This is a genomic window from Chlorogloeopsis sp. ULAP01, assembly GCF_030381805.1.
Classification (GTDB): Bacteria; Cyanobacteriota; Cyanobacteriia; order Cyanobacteriales; family Nostocaceae; genus Chlorogloeopsis.
Genome location: NZ_JAUDRH010000011.1, coordinates 133,741 through 160,178 on the forward strand (window position 1 = coordinate 133,741; position 26,438 = coordinate 160,178).

The 26,438-nt window shown below is 40.7% G+C and carries 18 protein-coding genes and 1 pseudogene; 4 read left to right on the forward strand and 15 right to left on the reverse strand.

Annotated features, from left to right (window positions below; all coding sequences use genetic code 11):
* Positions 1-148: 148 nt before the first annotated feature.
* A complete protein-coding gene (locus QUB80_RS21740; protein ID WP_289791599.1) occupies positions 149-2,482 on the reverse strand; it encodes a PP2C family protein-serine/threonine phosphatase in 2,334 nt (777 codons plus the stop codon).
* A 454-nt stretch (positions 2,483-2,936) separates the two neighbouring features.
* Between QUB80_RS21740 and QUB80_RS21745 the strand changes: the two genes are divergently transcribed.
* The gene (locus tag QUB80_RS21745) at positions 2,937-3,209 is read left to right on the forward strand and encodes a hypothetical protein (RefSeq protein WP_289791702.1); all 273 of its coding nucleotides are present in this window, start codon (positions 2,937-2,939) and stop codon (positions 3,207-3,209) included.
* Positions 3,210-3,765: 556 nt separating this feature from the next.
* On the opposite strand, the gene QUB80_RS21750 is transcribed toward QUB80_RS21745, so the two are convergent.
* On the reverse strand, positions 3,766-4,119 hold the full coding sequence (locus tag QUB80_RS21750) for an NAD(P)H-quinone oxidoreductase subunit M (RefSeq protein WP_289791600.1): 354 nt from the start codon (positions 4,117-4,119) through the stop codon (positions 3,766-3,768).
* Positions 4,120-5,433: 1,314 nt separating this feature from the next.
* Between QUB80_RS21750 and QUB80_RS21755 the strand changes: the two genes are divergently transcribed.
* Positions 5,434-5,712, forward strand: a complete 279-nt coding sequence (locus tag QUB80_RS21755; RefSeq protein WP_289791601.1) for an Npun_R1517 family heterocyst differentiation transcriptional regulator — start codon at positions 5,434-5,436, stop codon at positions 5,710-5,712.
* A 559-nt stretch (positions 5,713-6,271) separates the two neighbouring features.
* On the opposite strand, the gene QUB80_RS21760 is transcribed toward QUB80_RS21755, so the two are convergent.
* The 4 genes from QUB80_RS21760 to ctpB form a co-directional block, all read right to left on the reverse strand.
* Positions 6,272-6,967: a response regulator transcription factor gene (locus tag QUB80_RS21760; RefSeq protein ID WP_289791602.1), complete on the reverse strand. Its 696-nt coding sequence runs from the start codon at positions 6,965-6,967 to the stop codon at positions 6,272-6,274.
* A 182-nt stretch (positions 6,968-7,149) separates the two neighbouring features.
* The gene (locus QUB80_RS21765) at positions 7,150-7,836 is read right to left on the reverse strand and encodes a GAF domain-containing protein (RefSeq protein WP_289791603.1); all 687 of its coding nucleotides are present in this window, start codon (positions 7,834-7,836) and stop codon (positions 7,150-7,152) included.
* Between the two features lie 584 nt (positions 7,837-8,420).
* The gene (locus QUB80_RS21770) at positions 8,421-9,386 is read right to left on the reverse strand and encodes a glycosyltransferase family 2 protein (protein WP_289791604.1); all 966 of its coding nucleotides are present in this window, start codon (positions 9,384-9,386) and stop codon (positions 8,421-8,423) included.
* Between the two features lie 127 nt (positions 9,387-9,513).
* Positions 9,514-10,854 carry a carboxyl-terminal processing protease CtpB gene (gene ctpB, locus QUB80_RS21775; protein WP_289791605.1) on the reverse strand — a complete coding sequence of 447 codons (1,341 nt, stop codon included), beginning with the start codon at positions 10,852-10,854 and terminating at the stop codon, positions 9,514-9,516.
* A 305-nt stretch (positions 10,855-11,159) separates the two neighbouring features.
* Here ctpB and QUB80_RS21780 point away from each other — a divergent pair, with 305 nt between their 5' ends.
* Positions 11,160-11,885 carry a YdcF family protein gene (locus tag QUB80_RS21780; RefSeq protein ID WP_289791606.1) on the forward strand — a complete coding sequence of 242 codons (726 nt, stop codon included), beginning with the start codon at positions 11,160-11,162 and terminating at the stop codon, positions 11,883-11,885.
* A gap of 216 nt (positions 11,886-12,101) precedes the next feature.
* On the opposite strand, the gene QUB80_RS21785 is transcribed toward QUB80_RS21780, so the two are convergent.
* The 9 genes and pseudogenes from QUB80_RS21785 to QUB80_RS21835 all read right to left on the reverse strand — a co-directional run bounded on the left by QUB80_RS21785 (position 12,102) and on the right by QUB80_RS21835 (position 23,882).
* Positions 12,102-14,477: a single-stranded-DNA-specific exonuclease RecJ gene (locus QUB80_RS21785; protein WP_289791607.1), complete on the reverse strand. Its 2,376-nt coding sequence runs from the start codon at positions 14,475-14,477 to the stop codon at positions 12,102-12,104.
* A 244-nt stretch (positions 14,478-14,721) separates the two neighbouring features.
* Positions 14,722-15,357: a GNAT family N-acetyltransferase gene (locus tag QUB80_RS21790; protein ID WP_289791608.1), complete on the reverse strand. Its 636-nt coding sequence runs from the start codon at positions 15,355-15,357 to the stop codon at positions 14,722-14,724.
* A gap of 118 nt (positions 15,358-15,475) precedes the next feature.
* Entirely contained in the window at positions 15,476-16,312 is an 837-nt protein-coding gene (locus tag QUB80_RS21795; RefSeq protein ID WP_289791609.1) for a PD-(D/E)XK nuclease family protein, read from the reverse strand.
* Positions 16,313-16,520: 208 nt separating this feature from the next.
* Positions 16,521-18,875, reverse strand: a pseudogene (hsdR, locus tag QUB80_RS35080) (EcoAI/FtnUII family type I restriction enzme subunit R).
* A 231-nt stretch (positions 18,876-19,106) separates the two neighbouring features.
* Positions 19,107-20,525, reverse strand: a complete 1,419-nt coding sequence (locus tag QUB80_RS21815; RefSeq protein ID WP_289791613.1) for an ATP-binding protein — start codon at positions 20,523-20,525, stop codon at positions 19,107-19,109.
* A complete protein-coding gene (locus QUB80_RS21820) occupies positions 20,522-21,781 on the reverse strand; it encodes a restriction endonuclease subunit S (RefSeq protein ID WP_289791614.1) in 1,260 nt (419 codons plus the stop codon). The genes QUB80_RS21815 and QUB80_RS21820 overlap by 4 nt, the downstream gene beginning before the upstream one ends.
* Before the next feature lie 60 nt (positions 21,782-21,841).
* Complete coding sequence (locus QUB80_RS21825; RefSeq protein WP_289791615.1) at positions 21,842-22,081, reverse strand: type II toxin-antitoxin system HicA family toxin; 240 nt, start codon at positions 22,079-22,081, stop codon at positions 21,842-21,844.
* Positions 22,081-22,299 carry a type II toxin-antitoxin system HicB family antitoxin gene (locus QUB80_RS21830; RefSeq protein ID WP_289791616.1) on the reverse strand — a complete coding sequence of 73 codons (219 nt, stop codon included), beginning with the start codon at positions 22,297-22,299 and terminating at the stop codon, positions 22,081-22,083. Before QUB80_RS21830 ends, QUB80_RS21825 begins: the two co-directional genes overlap by 1 nt.
* A 59-nt stretch (positions 22,300-22,358) precedes the next feature.
* On the reverse strand, positions 22,359-23,882 hold the full coding sequence (locus QUB80_RS21835; protein ID WP_289791617.1) for a class I SAM-dependent DNA methyltransferase: 1,524 nt from the start codon (positions 23,880-23,882) through the stop codon (positions 22,359-22,361).
* Positions 23,883-24,562: 680 nt separating this feature from the next.
* Here QUB80_RS21835 and QUB80_RS21840 point away from each other — a divergent pair.
* On the forward strand, positions 24,563-26,437 hold the full coding sequence (locus QUB80_RS21840) for a TnsB C-terminal domain-containing protein (protein WP_289791618.1): 1,875 nt from the start codon (positions 24,563-24,565) through the stop codon (positions 26,435-26,437).
* Position 26,438: the final 1 nt, after the last annotated feature.

Here is a 26,438-nt window from a genome sequence, read left to right on the forward strand (position 1 = left end):
AAAGCGTAAGATGAAAAATTTCAAATCACAAATAATTATTTTATGAGACAACAATTTGCCTTTTTTAAGTTACTGATTCTGGCTTTTACTTGTACAAATTCGGGCTTTTACTAGTTTATCTATTTTTGACTCACTGCTGTTAACAGCATTAATATCTTGATGTTGGAACTTTATTTTCAGGTTTAAGTGTAGGAGTAGACTCAACGGATGATGGCTCTTCCCCAGCAGTGACAGCAGTATTACTTGCTAGGCATTGATTAATTTTAGGTGCGGGTGTAGAAATATTTGGCAATAAATTAAACTCGGCTAATTGTATCCTAACTTCTTGTCCCTGCTTTACCATCGGTTTTTTAGCGATGGGAGTTGATAGGGGATTGGATGGATTTGTAGATAGAGTAACTCCTTCTCCCACAGAGCAGACTCGCAAGTACACCCAAGATTTTGGATTTGTTTGTTGAATATCATTGAGAATCTGCAACACACTACCAGCTGGAACAATTACCGATTTTGAAGATGAGTCAATTGTAGTAAATGATATTTCATTTGCAGTTTGAATCAGCGCGGCGCGATCGCTTGCCACAGGTGGTGGTGAGGTGACAGTAACAGGAGGAATAGTGCTTGTAATTGGTGGAGAATCAGGAACTTTCCCCTTTAAATATCCTCCTTGGCGCAACAAGTATCCGACAAAACCACCAAGGAGTACTAATACTGAAATAATAACTAGCTGTAGTGGTACTTGAGAACGCTTACTAGGTGCAGTATCAGGAATTACTTGAGTTTTTTGGTTGTAGCTAAAACCCTCTGGCTTAATTTGTAGAGTTGGAGACGAAGCCTTTGTTACTGCTGAAATGCTAAAAAACTCAGGCAAGACTTTTGCTAATTTGGTTTCTGGTTCAGAGTATTGAACTTGATAGTGTACTAAAGAAACTGTGACATTATCATGTCCATTTACGGTGTTTGCTATCTCGATCAACCGCTCTGTAATACTTGCTATGTCAGTCTTTGCTTGCAGTAGGGGTAAAATTTCTGTATCCCAATACTGTTCGACGCGGTCAAAGTCACTCAAACCATCAGAACACAGCAGGAAAATACAATCTTCGTCAACAAGAAAACGTTCGGCAGAGGGATGCAATGAACTGCTAGGACTCATACCCAACGCCTGAACCAAAGAACCAGAAGCACCCTGTTGCACGGCATCCCGGTAAATTGCGTAGCCTAAGCGTACTTCACGGGAGGCGACATCGTCATCGAGGGTAACTTGATAGCAACCGTAAGGTGTGATCCAATAAGCACGACTATCGCCAACATGAGCAATATAAATTTCATGCCCAACGGGTAAAGCCATCACTAGGGTTGTTCCCATCCGTTGGCGTCCTTGGCGACTTTCACTGTCGTTGCGCTGGCTGATTTTATCGTTAGCAACAGCTGCTGCCCGTTGTAAGTCTTCTAGTAGGAGAATAGGATCTATATGGTCGTAAGGAACTTTAGTCAGTTCCTGTACCTGATGTTGAATAGTGTCAATTGCTAAATTCGATGCTACATTGCCACCCTCATGTCCACCAATGCCATCACAAACTATTGTCAAAGCACAGGAGTGGGGTGGTTTAGTAATGATGCTACCACTTTGAGGATAACAGGCATCTTCGTTACGTTGGCGACTTGGCCCTGTGTCGCTTTTAGTTGCAATTGTAATCTTCGGAGATTGGGCTTGCCCTAGTTCTGCCAGTCCTTTATCTAAAACTCTAATTAATTGCTCTGGGGCTTGTATATCTTTGTTAATTAAATAATGACAAATTTCGCTAACAAACTCGGCGATCGCACTTTTTGCTCCTGGCTGCAATTGTTGCCAAAATTCGCCTAACTCAGATAAGCTTGGGACAAAATCCTGAGGTGATGGTAATTCTAGCAACCGAATTAACGATCCTTCCACTCTCAATAATTGGGAGTTCAACAAGCTAGAACCAACGCCCTCACTTGCTAGGGGTTGCCACAGATGCGCTATCTGCCAAAGCCAATTTAGTTGGCGCATTGATGTAGCATTACACCAAGCAGAGGTAAATTCGCTATACAAATCTACTTCGCTTAAGGCTGTAACGTCTGTAATTTTAATTGGAGATTTTTCTAAAAGTAGTATTTCTCGTTCTTGCTGTCCATCAAAAAGTGGCAAGATTCCGTATACCTGCGGTATATGCAAGCGGTAGGAAAATAGTCTTAAATAAGGTCTAATAGCGTGTAATTTGTCTGGATCTGGTGTTTGAGGTAAATAACCAGGTTTGGTATCTAAAACAATAGATCTATTTATGACTAAATAGCGATCATCTAATATATCTCCCCTTTGACCCAAGTTCAATCCATCTGTGACAGCCCAAAGGAAGCGTTTAGGTAAGGGTGTAGAGCATCGCTGGCAGAAGTTGTGGGTAAGAGGATTGAGAGCCTGACAATTTTCATTTGGGCAGTAGAGCGTAGCCGCATCATTTTCCATAGTTTTCCCACCGATCTGCAATTGGCAATTTCTTCAACATTACTGGCAGCGGTACTCTCAACCGCTGATGTTTCCTTAACTAGATCTATCCAACTTGGATCATGATTTTAACTTGCAAAAGAAGCTAGGTGCTAAGGTCGGTCTAAACAATGTCCTCAGTCCACCTGAAGTTTCCTCTATGGGCTACTCCACCAACCAGACCGCTCAATTCACAACCAGCTATCAATCCATAAAACTACCATAATTAGATTTTTTAGAATAATTACCCCTATAGAAAGAAGAGAATGTACTGTTATTTCTTTTAGTTTGATAGGTAGTTAGGTGCCAATAAACTGATGAAGACAGCTAAATAGCTAGTCTTCACTTTGTGGCAATCTAGGATTGCCAAAGTATTAAGTTTATTTTGCCTGCTACTTTAACTGCAAATTTAACATATCTCATCTGTGAAAGTGTAATGGAAGATAACAAAGAAAAAAAAATTCATCGCACCGCCAATCCTGGTGATGTAATTTCTGATCAGCCACAAACAATCGAAGAAAAATCCCAACAACAAGCGGTAAACGCCCCCGATATCACAGGCGATCAGATCGAGGTACCGACTTACTTTGTTGTAGAAGAGCCGGACGGTGAAAAAAAAGCGTTACATCATGTTAAAGATGCTGAAGAAATATCAGATGTGATTCGAGAAGCGCGAGTTGATGAAGAAGGAAATCGGCAGTGGTGGTAAAAGGATGAGTGGAAATTAACGGCGAGAGATTAAAAGGTAGAAATAAAAATTAAAATTTTCTCAAAGTACCACTCACTATGGTATCAGTTTAACTTCTGATTCATTAGTAAATAGATAACAATCAGCCTCAGCCAAGCTTTTGCTTTGACTGAGGCTTTAATTACTGAGTCAAAATCGTACTATGTCTGAATCTAAATCAAAATCCAAATTTGATTGGAAAGATTTAGTACTATTTTTGCTAATTGATGATGTTGTGTAGGCGATCGCTACATTTTTTCATCATTTGAGTTAGCGTTTTGTCTTTAGATTTTGCTCCGCTCTGAGTTAGTTGTTGACAGCTAGGTTAAATTGGTGTAGGCAGAACTTTTCTTAATTAATTTTGTCTTTGCTGTAATGACTGGATGAATTTTACAACATTACTAACAGCACAATAATTTTCTTTAACTCTAAAAAGTTGTCTGTGGGGAAAAGTCAGACTAGATACAACCTACTGTTAAGAGATTTAGGAGTTGATCAAGCCATCACTGACAACTCCTAACTCATAACTGTTGCTATCTTATTCAGGTGCGACTTGGGGCAGTCCCATGCTGTAATTTGTGACGCGGGAAGTAAGATTGTAGCTAATTTCACCTTTTTGCAAAAGCGATCGCATAAAATGCTCCAAATCAGAGCCAATGCGACGTAAATTATAGTCTATTAGGTCTGCACCACTATATGCCTCCACCAGTTCATCAAATTTGTGATAAACCTTTTGCAAAGCATCTTCATTCCAGATAAATTCGTTGTCTGGGTCAACATCCAACGTTAAAACCTGATTGCTGGGAACCAACTCGCCATCCCGATCTAGTTCAGCCGCAAAAATACGGATGTGTCGGGTTGTGGACTTGAGGAGCATTGGGTTGTCGTCCATAACAGTGTCAAATTGGGGTTATCGCAGTTTCTTGTTTGAATAGAATACAAGCAAACACTTACGTAATGCTACGGGCAGCCTAATACTAATCGGGCTTTTGGTTTTTGATTGGGGATAGTTCCATCTTAATCCCTATTGGGGATTGACATGAAACAAAATCTTTACACTGAAAATTATTGCAGATGCTTTTGGTGAGCTTGAATCCCGTCGAATCTTTAGCTAAGATGGTCGCCAAAACCCTAAACAGAAGAGGCAATGCCTTTTTTGTCAGCATAGGCAATTACTCTTCCTACGTCAATTATCAATCTGTCTTGTGGGGTTGAAATTTTATCTCTTACCAAACTAAACGTGTGGTTAACCTATTGATTAATTTCGTTGTTAAGATTGACTGGCTCCTCTGTGAAGCCATGCCATGCGACGAGAAAAGCAAGAAAGAAAATGCTGTTGAGGAGGCTCTACATCGGTAAAAAAACAGCAGCACCAGCCGGATGCGCACTTGTGTACTCTTACAATTGGCTTGCCCACCTACCAAGTTCTGAGCATATAGTAACTTTGTTCGCACTAAGCGTGAATAGTTTATGGAGGGTTGTGCTAGAACTAATGGCGAATTTTTTCTTCCGACAACTTTTTATCTTTAGATGAACAAAAAAATTGCTTTTTGCTTTAGCAGCCAGGAATTCTACCTATGTAAATGCTAATGCATATTTATACTCGACTCCTGCAATTGGTAATGAACTAAAGTAAGATACTTGGCGAATCATTAAAATCATGTCTATAATTGTCTTCCCAAAAAGAATTTTAGTTTTTGCTAACTATGTCTATCAATCTTGTTTATTTAGTAAGAATGCAAAATTAGTACATCTAGTAATTTTACGTAATTTAGGCACAATAACGTCTGGCTTTCATTAATGTAGAAAAAATCAGCGATTTTACTTACGTAAAAATACTAAATTTTCAGTAAAAACTCAAACTGTTATTGACGTGGAGATAAAGTTGATGTAAAAACCTTTAAAAAGCTAGAACTAGTTCTTACAGAAACTTTATTGTATACAATCTTAAAAACTGAATAATAGTTATGGCTTGGTTCAACCACAGCTAGGCGCTGCAATATTTGAACCTTGACAAGAAACTTGACAGTAGTGAAGTTTAGCTATAAAAAATACGCAGGAGAGGAAAAGTGAGATACAAATTTTGTTTCTCTAAAAAAAAGGGTTAATTCAAATATTTTGGTTCTGAAAAAAACATAAAGATTTTTTGCTTGTAGGTATAGCTCTCTCACCCCATTCACTATAAAGTAAAGGAATCCTAACAGCTATGAACTCTAAAGCCTTACCACGTCAAATAAATAATATCGAAGTAGGTGTTTATGAGTGTGAAATACATCTGAAGTTCCGATTAATAGAAGAAAAAAGTTTATTAGGCGATCGCGAGCAATTGTTACAAGTGCTACTCGATGCTTTAACTGAAGGTGCTGATGACTTTTTAGAAACCCTACAAGCTTCTGTAAAAGCGCAAGAAATTTCAGAGCTTAAAGCTTCACCACAGATGCGACGCCAATTAATGCGTTTGCGAAATTCTAATGAAAATGCTTAATGATGAAAGCTGTAATTGCTAGCAGTGGTGTAACTTTTAACGAGTAAGTAGCAATTTTTTTTGGGTTTGCTCACTAGCTTATTCACTCTCTTAACAAGACAGTAGCCTTCACCTTTGTATGATGGATAGGTGTTTTCAAGCTTAGTGTGCCGTGCTTGTTGTTTTTCAAAGGTTTCAGATTTTGAAATTATATTTCCAGGTATTTACTAGAACCAGCCCTCTTCTTTCTACTTATCGAGGTATTAGCTATTAACAATTTTTATTACAGATTTTACTTATTTGACAGATTTCTGTTTTGCTGAGTCAAAGCTAAGGGTGCCACAGTTCTCAAAACTTGGGATTTTAAACCTGATTTGTGGATGGTGAATTGTTAAATCATGCCGAGTCAGCTCTTGAACTATCAATTTCAACTTGATAGATATTAATATCTAAAGAAGGTGGGATAGTTACAGTGGTTTCCCCATTATTATCTCAAGTGCGGTTTCTAACCACCACAATTATGAATAGTGTTGTGGTTAGAAGCCACATAAAATATAATTGACAAGACAAAATACTTAATTTATTTGGCAAGACCGTGTTCGAGGGCAAAACGAACTAGTTCAGTACGGCTATTTGTACCAGTTTTACTAAACAAGCGGCTGACATACTTTTCAACATTGCGAACACTAGTATCCAAGCGCCTGGCTATTTCTTTATTCATTAACCCTTCTGCTACCAAATTTAAAACACTTTGTTCTCTGGGGGTCAAGTCAATTGTAAAAGGTGGTGGAGATTGAGTAAGCGCATTTTTTTGAGTTAATAATGCCTTAATTTGAGCAATCTGATTCGCTAAATCGGCAATATCAGGTGTTTCGCCATCTTCGGTCGTAGTTTGAGTTTTGGTAGCGCGGCGAGCAAGCAAGTTTTCAACTATTGCGACTAATTCATCTGGATCGAAGGGTTTGGGCAAATAAGCATCCACTCCAGCTTGATAACCTTGGATGCGATCGGTTGTCATACCTTTAGCCGTAAGAAAAATCACTGGCAATAACTGGAAACGAGGATCTTCGCGCAATTGCTTGAGGAACTGATATCCATCTACCTGAGGCATCATAATGTCAGAAATCACAAGGTCAGGCATACTTTGTTGCATCAATTCCCAGCCTTCGCGAGCGTTACTGGCGACTTGAACGCTGAAACCGCTTTCTTGTAGATAATCTTTCACTGCTTCACGCAATCCCGGTTCATCATCTACCAGTAACAGTTGTGCTGACATCTAAAATTTCCTTTCCTCATCATTTATTTAAATTTAGCGAAAATAAGCAACTTATTGTGAAAGCTAATCAACTTAACTCTCATTTAAATGCTTGGGAGTAAATTTTTATAAAGTTTTGATGTCAACAGGGGGCATTCTACACCCCTGTATGGTTAGTTTCTAAATTTGTGTATAATCTTTTACTAATGATAAAATTGGACTTTTCCTTGTTTAGAGTGTAGATAAGTTTGAGCGTAGGCTGCGAATGTTAGTACCTGCTCTTTTAAAGTATAGTAACTTGACGCGAAGAGTTGGCGAATATTGCAGCCGATTGTTTTCAAGCAATGTTCTTGATTACGGTGACTGTACTCAAAATTTAACACTCCTGAATCTTTGATCATCCAACTGATACGATGCCCAACTAGTTGCAGTTGCTGCAAATCGTACTCAGTAAATAAATGAGACTTATAACTACCAATATGCAGCACTCCAATCATATTCCCTTTGATCGGTATTGGTATACCGACAAGAGATTTAAGCTTTTTGTGGCGCAGAATAGGGCTTACTATCTCTATTTCCGATAAGTTATTCACTGTCACTGGCTTCATGGTTGCGGCAATGTGACCGGCAAACCCTTGTCCAACAGGAATACGGATTTGCTGTACAATTTCTTCCTCAAGCCCTATTGTGGCGTACACAGCTAACTGTTGATGGTTTTGGACTGGCATCAAAAACGTAACAGTATCTACAGACAAATACTCTTTTACCCACTCTAGCTCCTTCTGTAGGGATAGAGTCAGTCGTGTTTTTCTATCAGTCGGTTTCTGACCTATCAATACCTTCCAACCTTTATAGAATCTTTGTAAACCAACATGGTCTGCCCAGAACATAGTCATTAACCTCAGTCGATGTAGAGTTGAAATGGTAATAACATTGCTGAAAATTATAGCTTTTTTAGAAATTTATCGAGATATGGCAATCATAGTATCGTGATCAAACTGAATATTATAACTATGAATGAATGTGTAGTTGCTCACTACTGCATTGGAATGATAATAGCTACAAGTAAACGATGTTGTATCTATCTTATTCAACTTCTAGTATATTTACAAAGTTTATAGTTGGATTGAGCCAGGCAAAGATAGCTCCTTTTTAAACTGCTGATCTGAAAATGGTTTTGCGTTTGAAGTTGAAGCGATCGCACCAGGTATTTTAAATGCTGCTTTATTTCAAAAAACTGAAAGACTGATTCAAGCTATCCTTGATTATTTAGATAACTTAAACAGTGGTGCAATTGAGTCAACGAACAGAAAACTAATACCAATTTGAAAAAAGAATGCGACAAATAGACATTGTAGAGACGTGCCATGGCACGTCTCTACATCAGGATGTGTTGCAAACATTTTTTGAATCGGTATAACTATTTATGAATAATCCACTCATATAATATTTGGTAGTGAGAAGTTAGAAATTATTACAACATTTCAATTATCTTTGCTGTTTCCGGTATTTTGGCTTCCCTTTGTCCGGTGGCACGCGCCATAGCAGTAAACAAACCAATGGGAGTATTTAATAAGTCTGTCGATGAAGCTCTACCAGCCAAAATTTTGATGCTATCTTTTGGTAATTCCTTTAATAACCAACGCACTAACCGATAACCGCATTCCTTAAGTGTAATATCCCGCATTAACTCCACGCCGTATAACTCATGCAAATAGCGGTTAGAACGCCCATAGCGTCGCCATTGACTTTCTAATTCTTTAAGTGTGTTACGGTGGCGATGCTGCACGATCGCTCCCGGAGCAAATTCCAAGCGCCCAATATTTTCTTGTTGAATTCGCCAACAGATATCCGCGTCGCCACCAGAATCAAGATAGGGACGAAATAAACCCACTTTTTGCAACGCTTGTCGTCGAATTGCTAAGTTTGCTGTTTGTCCATAGGGACAAAACTTATGGGTAAGGGTATGTTTTTGCGACAGAGTTTCTTGGCGCTCGGCAAATTTTTCTAGTAAGTTCTTTGGAGATAGAGACGTAATTTCACCGACAACGATCGCTATATCAAGATTCATAAAAGGTGCAATTAATACTTCTAACCATTCTGGCTGTGGACGACAGTCAGCATCAGTAAAGGCTATGATTTCGCCAGTGGCGGTACGAATACCTTTGTTGCGGGCGGCATAGGAACTTTGAATTTGGTTTTCGTTCTCTATATGAATGAGTGAGGGAAATTTTTCGGCAATTTCTTGCAAGATCACAGGAGTGCGATCGCTACTGTTATTGTCTACCAGCAAATATTCCAGTCGTTGATTTGGATAAGTTTGAGCTAGCAGGCAATTAATTAACTCTGGTAAATCAGCTTCACCGTTATAAATAGGAATAACCAGTGATACCTTTGGTAAAAAGGCGTCACTGGTGATTGCATGAACTAGTTCATTCATAAGTTCAAGTTTTGGATTTGGGATTATTAGTAGCTAGTAGTTAATGTTTAGTAGAATTTTTTACTAACTACTAATCACTAACTAATATTTCGTATTTAGTATTCCCAATTCTTCATCCTGAACCCATCTAAAATCGCAAATCATTAGCACGAGCGCTGATTGGTTTTTGGGATGGTTGATTTTGCAAAGGTTGAGCAAAGTGATTGCTAGAGAGAATAGCCAAGGCACGGTTGTAATGAGGATCGTTTCTAGTTCCCAATAAATCTGGGTTAGAGGCTAACTGACGCTGTTGTTCCTCTGTTAAATCTAGTTTTATATCAGGCGCAATGCCTTTGTGACTAATATCTGTTCCTTGAGGAGTGTAATAATGGGCAATGGTGATTGCCACGCCAGAACCATCTGCTAATTCATGTACTGATTGTACTAAGGCTTTACCAAAGGTTTGAGTGCCAATGACTGTGGCTCGTTTATTGTCCTTAAGTGCGCCTGCTAGGATTTCGCTGGCACTAGCTGAGTTATTATCCACAAGCACCACGAGGGGACGGTTAGTTAGAGCAGTTTGATTTGCTTTAGTTTGATCGCTGGCACCTTTTCGATCTACTGTACGAACGATGGGGCCGTCATTTAGCCACATCCGTGCAATTTCAATACTCGCTTGCAACAAACCACCAGGATTGCCGCGCAGATCTAATACAAAGCCATTAACTTGCTTACTATTCAAATCGCGGATAGCTCGTCGCATTTGATCGGCAGCATGTCCGCTAAATTCTCGTAAGCGGATATAACCAACACGGCGATTGCCTTCTTGCTTGAGAGCGTAACGCACCGTAGGCACTTCTATGGTTGCCCGTGTCAGCTTTAGGTCAAAAGCATTTTGCCCATCCCTTTGCAAGCGCAAGGTTATAATTGTACCCGCCCTACCTCGAATCAACTTGGAAGCATCTTCGATTTTCATTTGCAGGGTGGATTTACCATTAATCGCCACAATCTCATCTCCAGGCTTGACTCCCGCTTTGATTGCTGGCGAATTTTCTAAAGCTTCTACAACCGTTAATCGCTTGGTTTTTTCATTCATTTCCATCCTGATGCCAATGCCAGAGACTTCTCCTGATGTTTGGCTAGTCAGGGCTTCAAACTGTTTAGGATCCATAAACCGAGTGTACGGATCGTTTAACTGTTGTAAAGCTTCGCGAATAGCGGTGTAAGCTTGTTCACGGGTAGTATATTCTTTGCTCAAGAGACTGAGCCTTATTGCTTGCCAATTTTTTTTGTTAAACGAACCATCTACATATTCACGATTTACCAGTTGCCATACTTGGTCAACTACTTGTTTAGGGCTATCTTGTAGTGCTGCACGAACAGAACGACACCAAACTGTTCCAAATACAGATAAAGTAGCTGTGGAAGCGATCGCCCCTCCAATCAAAGCTACTTGCAGCAGCGAGTACCGTTTTGTAGATTGTTTCATGTATATTAGCTGGAATAATTGTGTTGTTGACAATGTAGCAATCGAGCTTTTTAGAAATTTATAAGTTTTCCTACTAAGCTATAACTTTTTTCATTTTTTTCCTTTAAAGATTCCTAAAAATACTGCGTTAACTTTCAAGAAGTTTCCTTGTCTTCGTCAACTTGCAAGTCAGCTTACTGTATTTGTATAGCACTTTCATCAGTGCTAAATTTGCACTCATTATTACCTAATAGTAGATTTTACTAGGCTAACTTAATTCTAAAGATTAAGAAGTTTCAGGAACTTAAATTTTATATAAATCCGTCATGAACCGTAAAGTTCAAGGTAGTCAAGTTCACCTTCGTAAAATCCTAGTAGGTAAAAAGTGGGGATTTTTACGAAAAATAGCGATTTGGTTGAGTCTTCTCCTTAGCATCTGGCTAGTGTTTATTACTATAACGTTAGTTTCAGCATCTTCCAAGCCAGTAGATGCCTTGTTTGTACTTGGTGGTAGTATTCGCAGGGAAATTTATGTTGCTAAATTAACAAAATACTACCCACAAACTCAAATTTTAATTTCTCAGGGTTCGGCAGATCCTTGCATTTGGCTAATTTTTCAAAGGGAATTAGCCCCAATGAATAATGTGACCTTGGAGAAGTGTGCTGATTCAACTTTTGATAATTTTTATTATGGTATCCCTATTTTGCGTCGCTGGAATGTGCATAAAGTCATGTTAATTACTTCCCCAACACACTTGCCAAGAGCTAAGTGGCTTGGACAAATTCTCTTTGGCGCACATGGAATGTGGATGGAAACAGAAATCGTCCAAGAGCTTGGAATTCCTGGTAATAGAGAGTTTTGGGTGAAAACTGGACTAGACATGACTCGCAGCTTATTGTGGGCAGGGCTAAGTCAGATTATTCAGCCTCAATGCTTGGAAGTAAAAAGATTAGAAGATGTGGATATGGAAACTTGGCAGCGTCAGGGTTTTCGCTGTGAACGGCAGGGAAATTTAAACTTACAAAGCGGTAATAGAATCAAAAATGATTAGGAATTCAATATTAGGAATTGAAAAATTATAGTTTATAGTAGTCTCCTAAGACATGGTATGCCTTTAGAGTATTGCATCTATCAATGACTAGCTAATGCTAGAACTGACAAAAAAGAGTAATAATTTTCATCAAGCTAGATTGTTTAAAAACGTTGAGGATTATTCTCAAATTTTTTACATTCTAAAGGAGATTGGAGCATATTTCAAAATGTAAAATTACCTTGCTTGAATATTAGACTGAACTGCGATCGCTACAATTGTCGATAGAGGCACTTCAGCAAAATATTGGTGTTGGAATTGTTCTTCGCGGACAGCAGCTAAAAATTGGAAAATGGCAGCTTCTGCAAGAGTTGAATCAGGGTTTGTATCCTGGCTAATTTGCAAATAAAGGTCTTGTCGTTGAACTGTAAAACCTAGATATCTTAAAGCTTTGAAACCCAAATGCAAGCTAGAGTTGCTGATTCCTAATTTCTGTAAAAGTTGAACACGCTTGACTATTTGATTTGTGCGGCTGAGATATTTAGCAATTCCTACAAACGTCAGCCAAATTTGCTCCGGTGGTTGGTGTTCTGGTTTCGACCATGCGATCGCTAAAGGTTGCTGGTTATGATGCGATCGCCTCAACCATGCCCGTAAATCGTCCCAGCTTGTGGGGCATTCTTTGAGGAGAAGGGGATGAGGGGGGGTGAAGGAGGGAGTGACGATATTACGCCAGTCTAAGATTGGTATAGATTGTTGAGTTACTCTTGCAAATTGCTCACTCGGACGTACAGCAATTAATCGAATTTCGTAACGTTTTTTGAAGGTATTGTAATCTAACTCTGCAATGCAATCACATTGCCCCGATGGTAATTCATCTTTATAATGTCCCCACCATATCCCAGGGAAAGGATTTTTTGTTGAATCATCTCGAATATCAAACTCAGTTTTAATGTACTGTACTTTTTTTCCCTGCCAATCTTGTTGGTTGCGATGCCAAGCATTTTCAAACCAGCAGTTTTGGATCAGTAATTTCGGCACAGGGTTACCCATGCCACAGGGTTCTAGCAGTTTTAGTTCCAAAAATAATTCTTTTCCCAAATCTGCTACTGACACCACTAAGTCTGCTTGGATTGTTGGTGTCAGCGTTATGCCTCCTAAAGTTTGCCGCAGTTGCTGGTTAATTGCCTCTGTAAATAAAGGAATATTTCCAACTGACAAACTTAAACCTGCTGCATAGGGGTGTCCGCCAAAGCGATGCAAAAGATGGGCTTGGTTTTTTACTAGTTGGTATAAATCGACTGAGTTGATGGAACGGGCAGAACCACGGGCGAGAAGAGGAGGGGGAGTGGGAGAAGAATTCTTCTCCTTGTCTCCTTGTCCCCTTGTCCCCTTGTCCTCTTCTGTCTCCGTGTCAGATTCCGTACTCAGCAAAATTGTCGGTTTTCCTGTCTCCTGTGCTACTTGCCCTGCGACTAAGCCCAAAACACCAACAGCCCACTGGGAATCTGATAAGACTATGACACTAGTCGTGGATAAGTCCATTTGGTTAAGCTTTTGCTTAACTTGCTCTACCACTTCTTTTTGTAGAGACTTGCGGCGAGAGTTGGCTAATTCTGTGACTTCTGCTAGTTGATTGACACGCTTGGGGTCGCGGCTAGTCAGTAATTCTACGCAGAAGCTGGCATCGCCTTGAATGCGGCTAACGGCATTAATGCGTGGCCCAAGACCAAAGGAAATATCTGTGGGGCGATCGCCACTTTTCTGACACAATTCTAACAATCGCCCTACTCCCGGACGCCGTCGCAGTGACTGAGGTTGCTTAAAATCTTCTTGCAGTCGCTCAATTCCCAACTGCGCCAAATAGCGACAATCTCCACTCAGCTGCACTAAATCAGCAATTAGTCCCACAGCTACTAAATCCAGTAAATCTTCTAAAGGTTGTTGCGGAACATTTGGCAAGGTTTGATAAAAAGCCTCCACCAATTTATAAGCCACTGCTACTCCAGAAAGATTAAATAATTGATGGTCACTTGGCAAATAGCGGGGATTGATAATAGCAGTGACAGGAGGACGTTCCGGTGGCAGGGTATGGTGGTCTGTAACAATAATATCTAAACCTAGCTGTTGAGCATAAGCAATTTCATCAATATTTGTGCTGCCCGTATCGCAAGTTACAATCAATGTGCAGCCATGTTTAGCTAGATTATCAATGCCTTGACAGTTAAGTCCGTGAGATTCTGTGAGGCGATTGGGAATGTAGTAAATTAACTGTGTATTTTGAGCAAAAAACTGTCCCAAACCATCCCACAGTACAGCCGTGGAAGTAATACCATCAGCATCGAAGTCTCCCCAAATCGCGATTTTTTCACCAGTTTCCCATGCCCTTTGCAACCGTTCCACCGCCAGTTGCATTTCTTGCCCAAACTCAAATGGGCTTGCTGGTTGATAAGCTTTTGGATTGACAAAAGCCCTCACTTGCAAAGCATCTCGTATACCTCGTTGCCATAACAACTGCGACGCAAAATTGCCGCTTGATGTAGGTGTATACTGCTTAATCGCTTGTAAGAACCACTCAGGTGGTTTTTCATCTGATGCAAGAATCCACTGCATATGGTTAATGGCAATGAACAATTAACTACTAACTACTGTACGGGAGGCAGCGCGTTGCGGAGCCAGTGCGCCCTTGCGGGTTAAGCGCGTTGTAGCACCTGGCGTCGGGTTAAGCGCGTCGAGTGCGACTGCCGTGCGGTTTTTAACAACAATCTCTCTATAATGGCGAAATATCTAAATAAACCCGTTCCTACCAATGACTAATGACGACCTTAACTAGTTAACTTGATTTATACCAACCTATTTAAACTGGTGTTTGTTCATCAGTGATGTGAGATTCACTGATTAAGGCATTGAGGGCAACTTCACTGGCAACGCCTTCGGGTTTGCGAGTGCGGATTGGGCGAGAGCGTTTATAACCAGCCCTTTCAGCTTTTTGGCGCTCGTAATCAATGAGTCTGCCATAATGCTCATGTCTGCTTAGATTCATCGACAAGAAAATATGCTGGCGAATATTACCAAAACCTTTGCGGGCAAAAAACTTGACTGCTGAATCATTTTCTGGATCGGTGTCTACTAACATGAATCTCGCCCCATCTTCAATCATGCGGGCGATAACTGTATCAACAAGTTTGTCTCCTACTCGGCGACGCTGGAATCTGGGACTAACTCCTAACCATAGAATATATCCGTAAGTCCAAGAAGCCTTAGTAATAATAGTTCCTAAAATAAATCCTGCTAATTGCCCGTCGATTTCGGCAACGAGACAGTATTCTGGATCGGTATTGTAAAGTCCAATCACCTCCCACTCATCCCAGCAACGGTATAGATAGGGATATAAATCACTAGTAAATAATTCTTCTCCTAAATGATAAACGGGGGCTATATCGTCAATTCCTAATTCACGGACATAAACCGCATCAAATTCTTGTGGAAGCATAAAATCATAGGGATTTGGGGTTAGAGGCTAGGGGCTAGGAGCTAGAAAATGAAAAAGTAAAAATTTCTAATTCTACATTTTTAATTTTTAATTGATTTGTCCCCAGTCCTTAGTCCCTTTACAGTGATACTTCTTGAATGTTAGCGAGATTCAGTAGGTTAAGGTTCACTGCATTAGAAGAAGACTTTGTCACTGATGTTAGTTCAGAGGTGGTGTGAGTGCGATCGCGATCGCATCTTGTTGCAAACTGGCAATACTCGCAAGCTTTGTTACCCTCTGGTACTTGCGGAAAATCTTCTCCCTGGTGGTAACGTTCTAGCCATTGGTTTAATTTACTTAATAGTTGTGTAAGCTTCTTAGCTGTTTTCTCGTGTTGGACAGTACTATAACTAAATTTAATACTTTGCGGTTTACCTTCAGACTGGACAAACCAGTAAGTCATGGAAATATTTTCTGGTAGATAATCGCTGGTTTCAGCTAATACGTAAGTATATAGACGTGTCTGCCAATTTTGTTCTAATTTGCGTTTATTTGGTAGTTTGGGATAAGTTTTCCAATCAAAAATTTGTGCTTGCTGGTGATCTGCTATTAATAAATCGTAGACAACTGTCAGTAAATAATTTTTAACTTGCAGCGTGCGGTAGTGTTCGCTTTCACGAAAAATTTGACTATCGACAACAGGCAATAAAATTTCTGGTGCAGCACTGGCAAAAGCTGTCATCCAAGTTTGCAATTGTGGATCTGCTTGCAAAAAACCATCAATTGATAAACCCAGTTCTCGCTGCTGCATCAACAGGTGAAAACGACTCCCCAAGGTTTGGTGTTCTTCCCGTTCTGGATCGGCGGGAGAATGAAGTTGTTCTAAATAGGTGTGTTGGAATTGGCGAGGACAACGTTCTAAGAGATTAAGTTGTCCTTGGGAAAGTCGCAGTAGTTGAGGTTGGGTTGACAGCATACTTTTGTCCACAGGCGATCGCTCTTAATATAACCGTAGTCATCCGGAGGTTATTAGATAATTCCATTCAGACGGAAATTATTACTAGCTAAAAGAATTTTGATGTCCCAATGAAGTATTGTGATAGGCGATCGCCATTTTTATCTATAGTTATCTAGTTTTAAGTTAATCGTCTAACTGGAATGCTTAATTGTAGCGACCTGCCCAATTAAGCTACTATATCATTTGAATACAAATACTGCTGAAACCCTATAAATACTTCATTGATATTCGCAACGCTCCCTAGCTCTTCCACGGCATCACGAACAGTATGATATTTTAACTCTAACAGTTGAGGTAATTTAGCGCGATCGAGTTCCCCCACCCCAGCTTTGATGTATTGTTCCAGTACAAAGTCAAGAAATTCTTGCTGTTTGCCGAGATACTGAGAGAAGATTAAGGACTTGTGAGCAAGGACGCGCTCTCTGCGGCTAATTGGTGGAGAGGCATAGGCGATATAAGCCAGGACATCATATAAATCGCTTTTCTCGGCATCAATCACGCCACTAATTTCTGTAAGTTGTTCCTCCCCGTACCCCTTCTCTGCCAGTCCTTCTAATAAAGCTCTACGGGTGTCAGGGCGGCTCCAGATTGCTCTTAATTCGTCTTCATTCTTAAAGAGTTCAGGAATTTCACCAAACAGACGTTCCACAAATTCTGCGGCACTCATGGGTTTACCATCTGAACTCCAGAAGCTGGTAGATATCCAGTGCTGAAGGGTGCGTTCTTTACCGTCAGCGAGTTTGATTTTGATGGTTTTGGGGCTGACAACTTCTGTACTTCCGTTGCTAGTTTTGCCTTTATTTATAACTACTATCTGGTGTAGAGACATTGTCTTTACCTGATTGCTCCCCACCTCTTGCAAGCTTGACTATTACAGGTTCTTGGGGTTCGCCGTCCTATTCAGGATCGTCGAAGCGTTCGTAGGCTTTGACGAAATCATAAATGGTGAAGTAGTCTTTCCCTTCAAATAGGCGAGTACCGCGACCAATAATCTGCTTAAATTCAATCATCGTGTTGATGGGGCGCATCAGCACGATGTTGCGAACATTCCGAGCATCAACGCCAGTAGAGAGCTTGTGGGAGGTGGTGAGAATGGTAGGAATATTCTTCTCGTTGTCTTGAAAGTTGCTGAGGTGTTGTTCGCCGAGTTTCCCATCATCGGCAATGACGCGGACACAGTAATTAGGGTCACTGCTAATCTTCATTTGGTTGATTAAATCCCGCACAGCTAAAGCGTGGGGTTGGTTGGCGCAAAACACCAGAGTTTTTTGATTTTGGTCAATTTCTTCCATGAACAGTTGCACCCGGTAGCGTTCGCGCTCGGCAATTTCGATGATGCGGTTGAAGTCGGCTTCAGTGTAGGTTCTGGCTTCGTCTACTGCACCTTCGATTAGTTCATCTTCACTGCTGTAAATGCATTCATCGAGGGTAGTTTCGATTTGCCTGACTTTAAAGGGAGTAAGAAACCCGTCGTTAATGCCGTCTTTGAGGGCGTAGGTATAGACTGGCTCGCCGAAGTAGGCATAGGTGTCTGCGTTGTTTTTACGTTTGAGAGTTGCGGTGAGTCCCAGTTGTACTGCTGGGGAGAAGTATTCTAAAATGCCCCGCCATTTGCTTTCGTCACTGGCTCCGCCTCGGTGACATTCATCAATGATGATGAAGTCGAAGAAATCGGGGGGATAGTCGCTGAATTTGGGCGTAGAATTGCCAGCGTCGTCCCGTCCAGTCATAAAAGTCTGGAAAATGGTAAAAAAGATACTGCCATTTTTGGGAACTCGACCGCGTTTTTTGATAATTTCGGGGTCGATACGGACTAGGGCATCGTCGGGGAAGGCAGAGAATGAGTTATAGGCTTGGTTGGCTAAGATATTGCGATCGCTTAAAAACAAAATTCGCGGACGACGGGCGGGTTGTCGGCTGAGATTCCAACGGCTTTGAAAGAGCTTCCAGGCGAGTTGAAAGGCGATGAAAGTTTTACCTGTGCCTGTTGCCATTGTTAACAAAATCCGGTCTTGTCCTTGGCAGATTGCTTCTAGGACGTGCTTAATAGCATTGTGTTGATAATAACGGGCTTCCCATATACCGCTTTTGTCTTCAAAGGGGATGGCAGCAAAGCGATCGCGCCACGCATTTTTTTCGCTAAAGGTCGCTTCCCACAGTTGTTCCGGGGTAGGATATTGGTTGATGCGGACTTCTGCCCCTGTGTGCATATCTACTTGATAGATGCCGATGCCATTTGTAGAGTAGGCAAATCGAGTTTGCAACTTTTCGGCGTATTTTTTGGCTTGTCCTAAACCTCGGTATCTCGTAAGTCGCGTTTTTTTGCTTCGATGACGGCGAGTTTTTCACCACAATATACCAGCACATAATCTGCGATATCTGATTGAGCGCGTTTACCATTGCCAACTAAGCGACCAGGGGCAATAACTTCGCGGCGGATGCGACTACCTTCGATAACTCCCCAGCCTGCGGCTTTTAGTGCGGGGTCGATTAGTTCGGCACGGGTTTCGGCTTCGTTCATATTTCGCTAATCTCGATTTGCTTTTAAGGACTTTTTTATTGTTTTTGCAAGGGTTTCAGGCTTTGAGAGTTCCTAACCTCGATTTGCTTTTAAGGACTTTTTTATTGTTTTTGCAAGGGTTTCAGGCTTTGAGAGTTCCTAACCTCGATTTGCTTTTAAGGACTTTTTTATTGTTTTTGCAAGGGTTTCAGGCTTTAAGAGTTCCTAATCTCGATTTGCTTTTAAGGACTTTTACGCCCAAAAAAGGAGATAGCGAGCATAGCGGGTAGAGGTTGATTCGGATTCATCTGCCTTGATTAAGCCAGCTTCTTTGGTGAATCCAATAATGTAAGAAACATTAGCTGCTTGTGACTCACTTAGACGAAACCGCTCTCGTAGGGTTTGGTTAGACATTCGTTGATTGCTGACATACAGCAGACAGCAGTGCTGGTAGCAGGCTCGAATTCTATCGCTCTTGCTCATATCGGCAAAATCTTGATGGGCAAACAGCACTGCTGTAGTACGTGTGTCACCTACTCGAAAATCTGGTGCGGGTAGTTGAAACATTTCTGCTGCACTTACAACTTTGTCAATGCCACTGCCTTTTTCTTCACATATATGGAAAAGTCGCATTAGGTTGGCGAGTTGTTCGTTACGGGAGCGATTTTCATCAATAAATCGCTCTACCTTAATGGGTGGGATACCAGGATTCGATATTTCAATGCGATCGCTATACATCTCGATCATCACTGAAGTACCTGTTGCTAGAAAATCCTGATGTACCAAAGCATTCGCAATAAGTTCTCGTAAAGCATTTCTTGGGAACATCTTTACTTCTTCTCGCACAACTTCCTCGATAAAGCGATTTTGCGGTGCTGCCGAGTGGACAAAATCCACTAACCCCTCAAAGCCAACAGCATATCCTCGCTTGTCTGTCTTGTCTTCACGAGTTTGTAACTTATTGATACCTTCGTAGATGACGATACGGGGTGCTTTCCGAGCCAATGCAGGAGAAAAGGCATCCAGTTTTTTTGCCAAAAGGATGGCAGCTAGGTTCGTGATTGTCCAACCATGTGCTGTTGGTTTAATTAAGTGTTGGCTCTGCAATCGTTCTAGGACAGCATCGCGGGTAGTTGGATAGGGAATTTTTAGCAGTTCAAAGTATGATTGAGTATCTAAAAGGGCGATTACATCGTCCGGGCTAACGTCACATCGAGCAGCTTGGCAAAACCAGTCTTGTTGGTCTTCAGCAAAAATTCTCTTGAGTACATCTGGTGTCATCGGCACCAAATCTTCTCCCGCCCTCATTAAGTAGGCTCCATCAAACGCTAATGGTTGCCCAACAGGACGGGTTGGCACTTCAAAAACCAGGACTCGTCCATCAGGATGCAGCAATTCTGTAACGTCTACCCGAAATCTGAGTTTGTCTACGATGCGAGATTTGATATCGTTGAGGTCGCTTGGGGATAGAAAAGCTTGGGAACCGACAACACGACGCGGGCGCTTGTCGCTTACGCCCAAAACCAGATATCCACCACCTTCGTTGGCTAAAGCCACGCAGTAACGCAACAATTTGGTTGTATCATACTGTTGCTTGGCTTCTTTGAATTCTAGGCATTCTGTTTCTGCGGGTGCATTTAGCCATTTTTCAAGGGTTTCAAGGGTAATCATGCTGCAATTTCTTCCTTAGCGGTTTTCCTCACTTGGTTGGCGGTTTCTGCGGTGAGTTCGCCAGTGAATGCTTTTTGCAGAATGGATTGTTTAAGTTCGTTAAGTGCAGCGATTTTTCGGCGGTAGATGGCTTCGAGGCGTTGGGTTTCAAATGATAATTCTTCTAATTGACCAGCAATAATTTTTTGTGTTTTTACATCAGGAAATAGGAATTTTTGATTAGCAAATGTGCCAATGTTAATATTATCCCGCGCCGTTCCCTTTCCCTTTTCTTTTAGCTCTGCTTTAAAAGATTGGAGAAGATACTCTACATAATCACTATCTGCTACTTCATTATTTACAATAATACCAATAACGCTATCTGGAAAGCAGGCATCAAAATCGAGAATAGCTGTCTCAGCGACGTTAGCTCCAACAATCGCAATGCAGACTGTTCCTTTAGACCACATTTTACTCTGTGCCAGCCCCAATTCATTATAGGTTTGAGAATAACTAGTAATTCTATGCTTAGAATTGCTGATATCGCCAGTCTGTATTAAGGGATATTTTCCCCCATATAGTTTTTTGTCACCTCTAGGTCTATGCTTTGATTTACCTCTACTAAATTCAATAGAGATTTCTTGAAGCGTTTTCTCTTTCCACCCGTCTCCTTTCTGCGTAAAGATGGTCTTTAGATAGCTTTCAAATAGTTCACTAGCGTTTGTGAGGTTCTTTTCGGTGTTTGCGATCGCTCTATCAATCCCTTCAAATGCCTCATCCAAAATTGCTACAATCCGCTTCTGTTCGGGAAGTGGTGGAATTGGGAATGTAATTGTTTTAAGGCGTACCAGTGCTAACTTTGGTTGTGCAGCAACACGAGTATTAATGCCTGTTTGTTGTATAAAATTATCTGTCTTTGTAAAAGAATAGACAAATTTTTGGTCAATTCCCTTGTGAAGCACCAACTTACAAGCATTTTCTGTTAAATTAGCTCCATCTAAGCTTTTAGGTACTGAGCCAGTTTTGCCAATAGTTCCAGCAATGCTTATATAAATATCTTGGGAAGATATTGTGTAATTTTTAATTTGCTCATATACTTCGTCGCTTATATATTTAAGATTTTTAGTACATACAGTTCCATCTTCAGTAAAATCAGCAACAGTTATGTAAGGATGTAAAGTTGGTGTTGTTTCAAACTTGTATCCTTTTGGAACACGCTTTCCTCCCTTGACTGTAGCAATTTCATCCAGAGATTTTATTTCCCAATCCTTCCTCATAACATCTCCCCAATACCAGCCAAAATCTCTGCACTCTCCGCATCCAAAGCCACTATATTTCTACAATTCTTCATAAGCATTAATAAAATCATCCCGTGAAATACCAGATTGAGTGCAGATACTTCTGAGGGTAGAACCTTTGATTAGTTTATGATTTGGCAAAGTTAAAGGAGTAGTTGTACCATCAGGATTTTGTCTAATCATAGAAATATGCTCTTTTTCTCTGATTATTGAAAATCCAAAACTCTCTAGCACCTTAATGACTTTTGATTTAGGGGCATCAACAGGAAACTTTGCCATTATACGCTTGTCTCTGCTACAAAAGCCTCTAGGATTGACGATTCTGATTCTAGAACCGATTCTCCGAAAGTTTCGACATGAAATAAAATAGCCGATCGCACATCATTTAAAGCTTCCTCATAGGTGTCACCCTCACCAACTACAACCCCTTGAATACCTAAAGGATAGGCAACATAACCATCAGTGTGCTTTTCCACAATGATTTTGATATTTTTCATAGTTACTTCACCTAAATTAATTTGACATCCAAAAGAAAACTAACATAGTCTGTCAATTGTCAACTGCCCACTGTCAACTGCATAATTCCCGCCAAAATCTCTGCACTTTCCGCATCTAACGCAGCAATTTCATCTAAAATTTCCTGCGGTTCTCGTAACGTCGATTCTTCAGCCTTATTCGGATTCTTCACCGATAAATCAAACGTTACCTGATCAATATCAGCAATATCCACTAACCAAGACTTTTCCGACTCTGCAAACGTAGCCTGTAACTCCACAAACTCGCGCAAATCATCATCATTCAGCGCATTCGTTTTCCCCGAACTACGCCCTGGATCGAGTTGGTAATACCAAATTTTCTGAGTAGCCATTCCCTGAGTTAAAGGTTTTCCCTGAGAAAATAAAGGCATCCCCTGAACAGCGTCGAAGGGCTGTCCTTTCTCAAAAAACAGCACCACCGTTTTTACACCCGCCCCGATAAAAGTCCCACTCGGACAATCCAAAATCGTGTGCAGATTGCAATTACTCAAAAGCTCTTGACGCAAAGCCCGCGAAGCATTGTCCGAATTTGATAGGAACGTATTTTTAATTACCACCGCAGCTTTACCGCCCATCTTCAGCATTTTGATGAAATGCTGCAAAAACAGAAACGCTGTTTCCCCAGTCTTAATCGGAAAATTCTGCTGTACTTCCTTGCCTTCCTTCCCTCCAAATGGCGGATTAGCCAAGATGACATCAAAACGATTCTTGTCTTGAATATCACTGAGATTTTCCGTCAGGGTGTTGGTGTGGATAATATTCGGCGCATCAATGCCATGCAAAATCATATTCATGATGGCTATCACATACGCCAAACTTTTCTTTTCTTTACCCGTAAACGTATGTTTTTGCAGAATCTCAAGCTCTTTTGTTGTCAGCTTACCCCGACGTAAATAGTCGTAACTCTCACACAAAAAACCAGCCGAACCGCAAGCACCATCATAAATGCGATCGCCAATCTTGGGCTTCACCACCTGAATCATCGCCCGAATCAACGGACGCGGCGTGTAATACTCACCCCCATTGCGCCCTGCATTGCCCATATTCTTGATTTTCGCCTCATACAGATGCGATAGCTCGTGTTTCTCCTGTTGCGATCTAAACCGTAGCTCATCAACATATTCCAGCGCATCTCGCAAGCTGTAACCACTTTGAAATTTGTTCTTTATCTCGCCAAAAATTTCCCCAATCTTGTATTCGATTGTGTCTGGACTGGTAGCCCGTTCCTTAAAACTTTGTAAATATGGGAATAACTTGCGGTTGACATAATCAATCAGATCATCGCCAATCAGCGCATTATCATGATCCAATGTACCATCCGGTTTTTTCGGTGCTGCCCAAGATGACCAACGATGCGCCTCATCAATAATAAATTCGTATGGCTTGCCAGCCAGTTCCGCCTCTAACGCTCTTTCCTGCTCCAAATCATCCAAATACTTTAGAAACAGCAGCCAAGAGGTTTGCTCCGTGTAATCTAACTCTGTAGTACAACCTGCCTCTTTCCAGAGAACATCATCAATATTTTTAAAAGTTTGCTCGAACATTTAGCTTTACTGTGGGATTTTTAATATTAATGGCTTGGCTCCTATCTTGCACCTAAAAGGTGAAATGAGGGTGCGATTCGTTGTGTGCTAAATCACGGTTAAAAAATCGTACATAGTTACTCCAATCTAAGACTCCCAAGTCTAGATTGAACTTTCAGATTGATGTAGGTGTACCTGGATTTCTCAGTCTTTGTGAGAAATCAATGTCCAAAAACTTTCAGGATATATATTATACAAGTCTTGCAGTAATTTTAACCATAACCCTTTAACTCCCCTGCGGCTTCTCACCAGGTTTCAAGGACCATCCCGTCTAGGGGTAGTTGAAAGAAGATTTGTTTTGTTACTAGGTGAGATATCTATTTCAATTAGAAGAGTTGAAGGGCGCACTTCGTTCGGGACAACTCCGATGCTGTTTATAGTGGAGATTAAAAATAATTTGTACATTCGCAAATTATATGTCGCAATTCGCAAATCATGTCGCGACTTGCTAAAAACTATCTAAGCTTTATTTTACAAGGCTTTTAGCTTTTTTGTGAATAAGATAAGCAAATTTGTAAATTTGCAAATTCTATGTCGTAAATCATGATTTCGCTAATTAAATGTCGTTTATTTAAGTTTTGTTAATTCGCAAATTATTAGTCGTATTCTTAACAAATAATGGTACATTAGTACCTTAATGAATGTTTTTCGCTCCAATGGCAGACGAAGAATTTGAATTCACACAAGAATTGACTGAAGCCCCAGAAACTATTTTCCTTGGGAAAAATAATTTCAGTGTAGATCCATCGCAAATTATTCTCGAAACTTCAGATAGGCATAAGCTAACATTTAACCTCATCCAATGGCTTGCTGAATCGCCAAATCGCACAATTAAGTCTCAGCGCAAACAAGCAGTTGCAAATACTCTTGCTGTATCTACTCGGCAGGTAGAGCGTCTACTCAAGCAATACGATGAAGACACCCTATGCGAGACAGCAGGATTACAACGCTCAGATAAGGGAAAGTATCGAGTTAGCGAATACTGGCAAGAATTTATTAAAGCAACTTACGAAAAAAGCCTGAAAGACAAGCATCCAATCTCGCCAGCATCTGTAGTTCGCGAAGTGAAGCGACATGCGAACGTTGACCTGGGACTTCAGCCAGGAGATTATCCTCATCAAGCTACTGTCTATAGAATTTTAAATCCTTTAATTGAACAACACAAACGGAAAACAAGAGTTAGAAATCCGGGATCGGGTTCTTGGATGACAGTTGTAACAAGAGATGGGCAGCTATTAAGGGCTGAGTTTAGTAACCAAATTATTCAATGCGACCATACACAACTGGATCTGCTGACAGATGATATTGATCATGTGTTGCTACCTGAGCGACCTTGGTTAACTACTATTGTGGATACTTTTTCTACTTGTGTCCTTGGTTACCACTTATGGATCAAACAACCAGGTTCTACAGAGGTGGCTTTAGCTTTAAGACATGCTATTTTACCCAAGGAATATCCTGAAGATTATGAGCTAAAGAAACCTTGGGAAATATGTGGACCTCCTTTTCAATATTTTTTTACTGATGGTGGAAAAGATTTTCGCTCAAAACATCTAAAAGCCATTGGTAAGAAACTAGGATTTAAGTGTGAACTACGCGATCGCCCACCCGAAGGCGGTATTGTAGAACGGCTTTTTGGAACAATTAATACTCAAGTTCTCAAGGACTTACCTGGTTATACAGGATCTAATATTCAGGAACGTCCTAAAAATGCAGAAAAAGAAGCTTGTTTGACCATACAAGATCTGGACAAGATTTTAGCTAGTTTCTTTTGTGACATTTATAACCATGAACCTTACCCCAAAGATCCCCGCGAGACACGATTTGAAAGATGGTTAAAGGGAATGGGAGGAAAACTACTTGAGCCTCTGGATGAGCGAGAATTGGATATTTGTTTAATGAAAGAAGCGCAACGAGTTGTTCAAGCTCATGGCTCTATCCAGTTCGAGAATCTGGTTTATCGAGGAGAATCTCTCAGGGCACATAAAGGTGAATATGTGACTCTGAGATATGACCCAGACCATATCCTGACATTATATGTCTACAGTTGTGATGCAAATGATGATCTGGGAGATTTCTTGGGCTATGTTCATGCAATCAACATGGATAACCAAGACCTAAGTCTAGAGGAATTGAGAAGCCTTAATGAAGAGCGTGGCAAAGCTCGTCAGGAGCATTCTAATTATGATGCTTTATTAGCATTAGGTAAGCGGAAGGAGCTTGTAGAAGAGCGGAAACAGGATAAAAAGGCAAGAAAGCAATCAGAGCAAAAGCGTTTACGTTCTGCTTCTAAGAAAAATTCAAATGTTGTTGAACTTAGGAAAAGTAGAGTTTCAGTTTCTTCTAAGAAAGATAATCAACTTGAACTATTACCAGAGAGAGTTTCAAGGGAAGAATTACAGCCTCAAAAAATAGAACCAGAAGTGGAGGTATCTGATAAAGCTGAGACTCAAGAACAGGAGAGACACAAGTTGGTTCTCCCTGGACGTAAACAAAATTTGAAGAAGATTTGGTGAT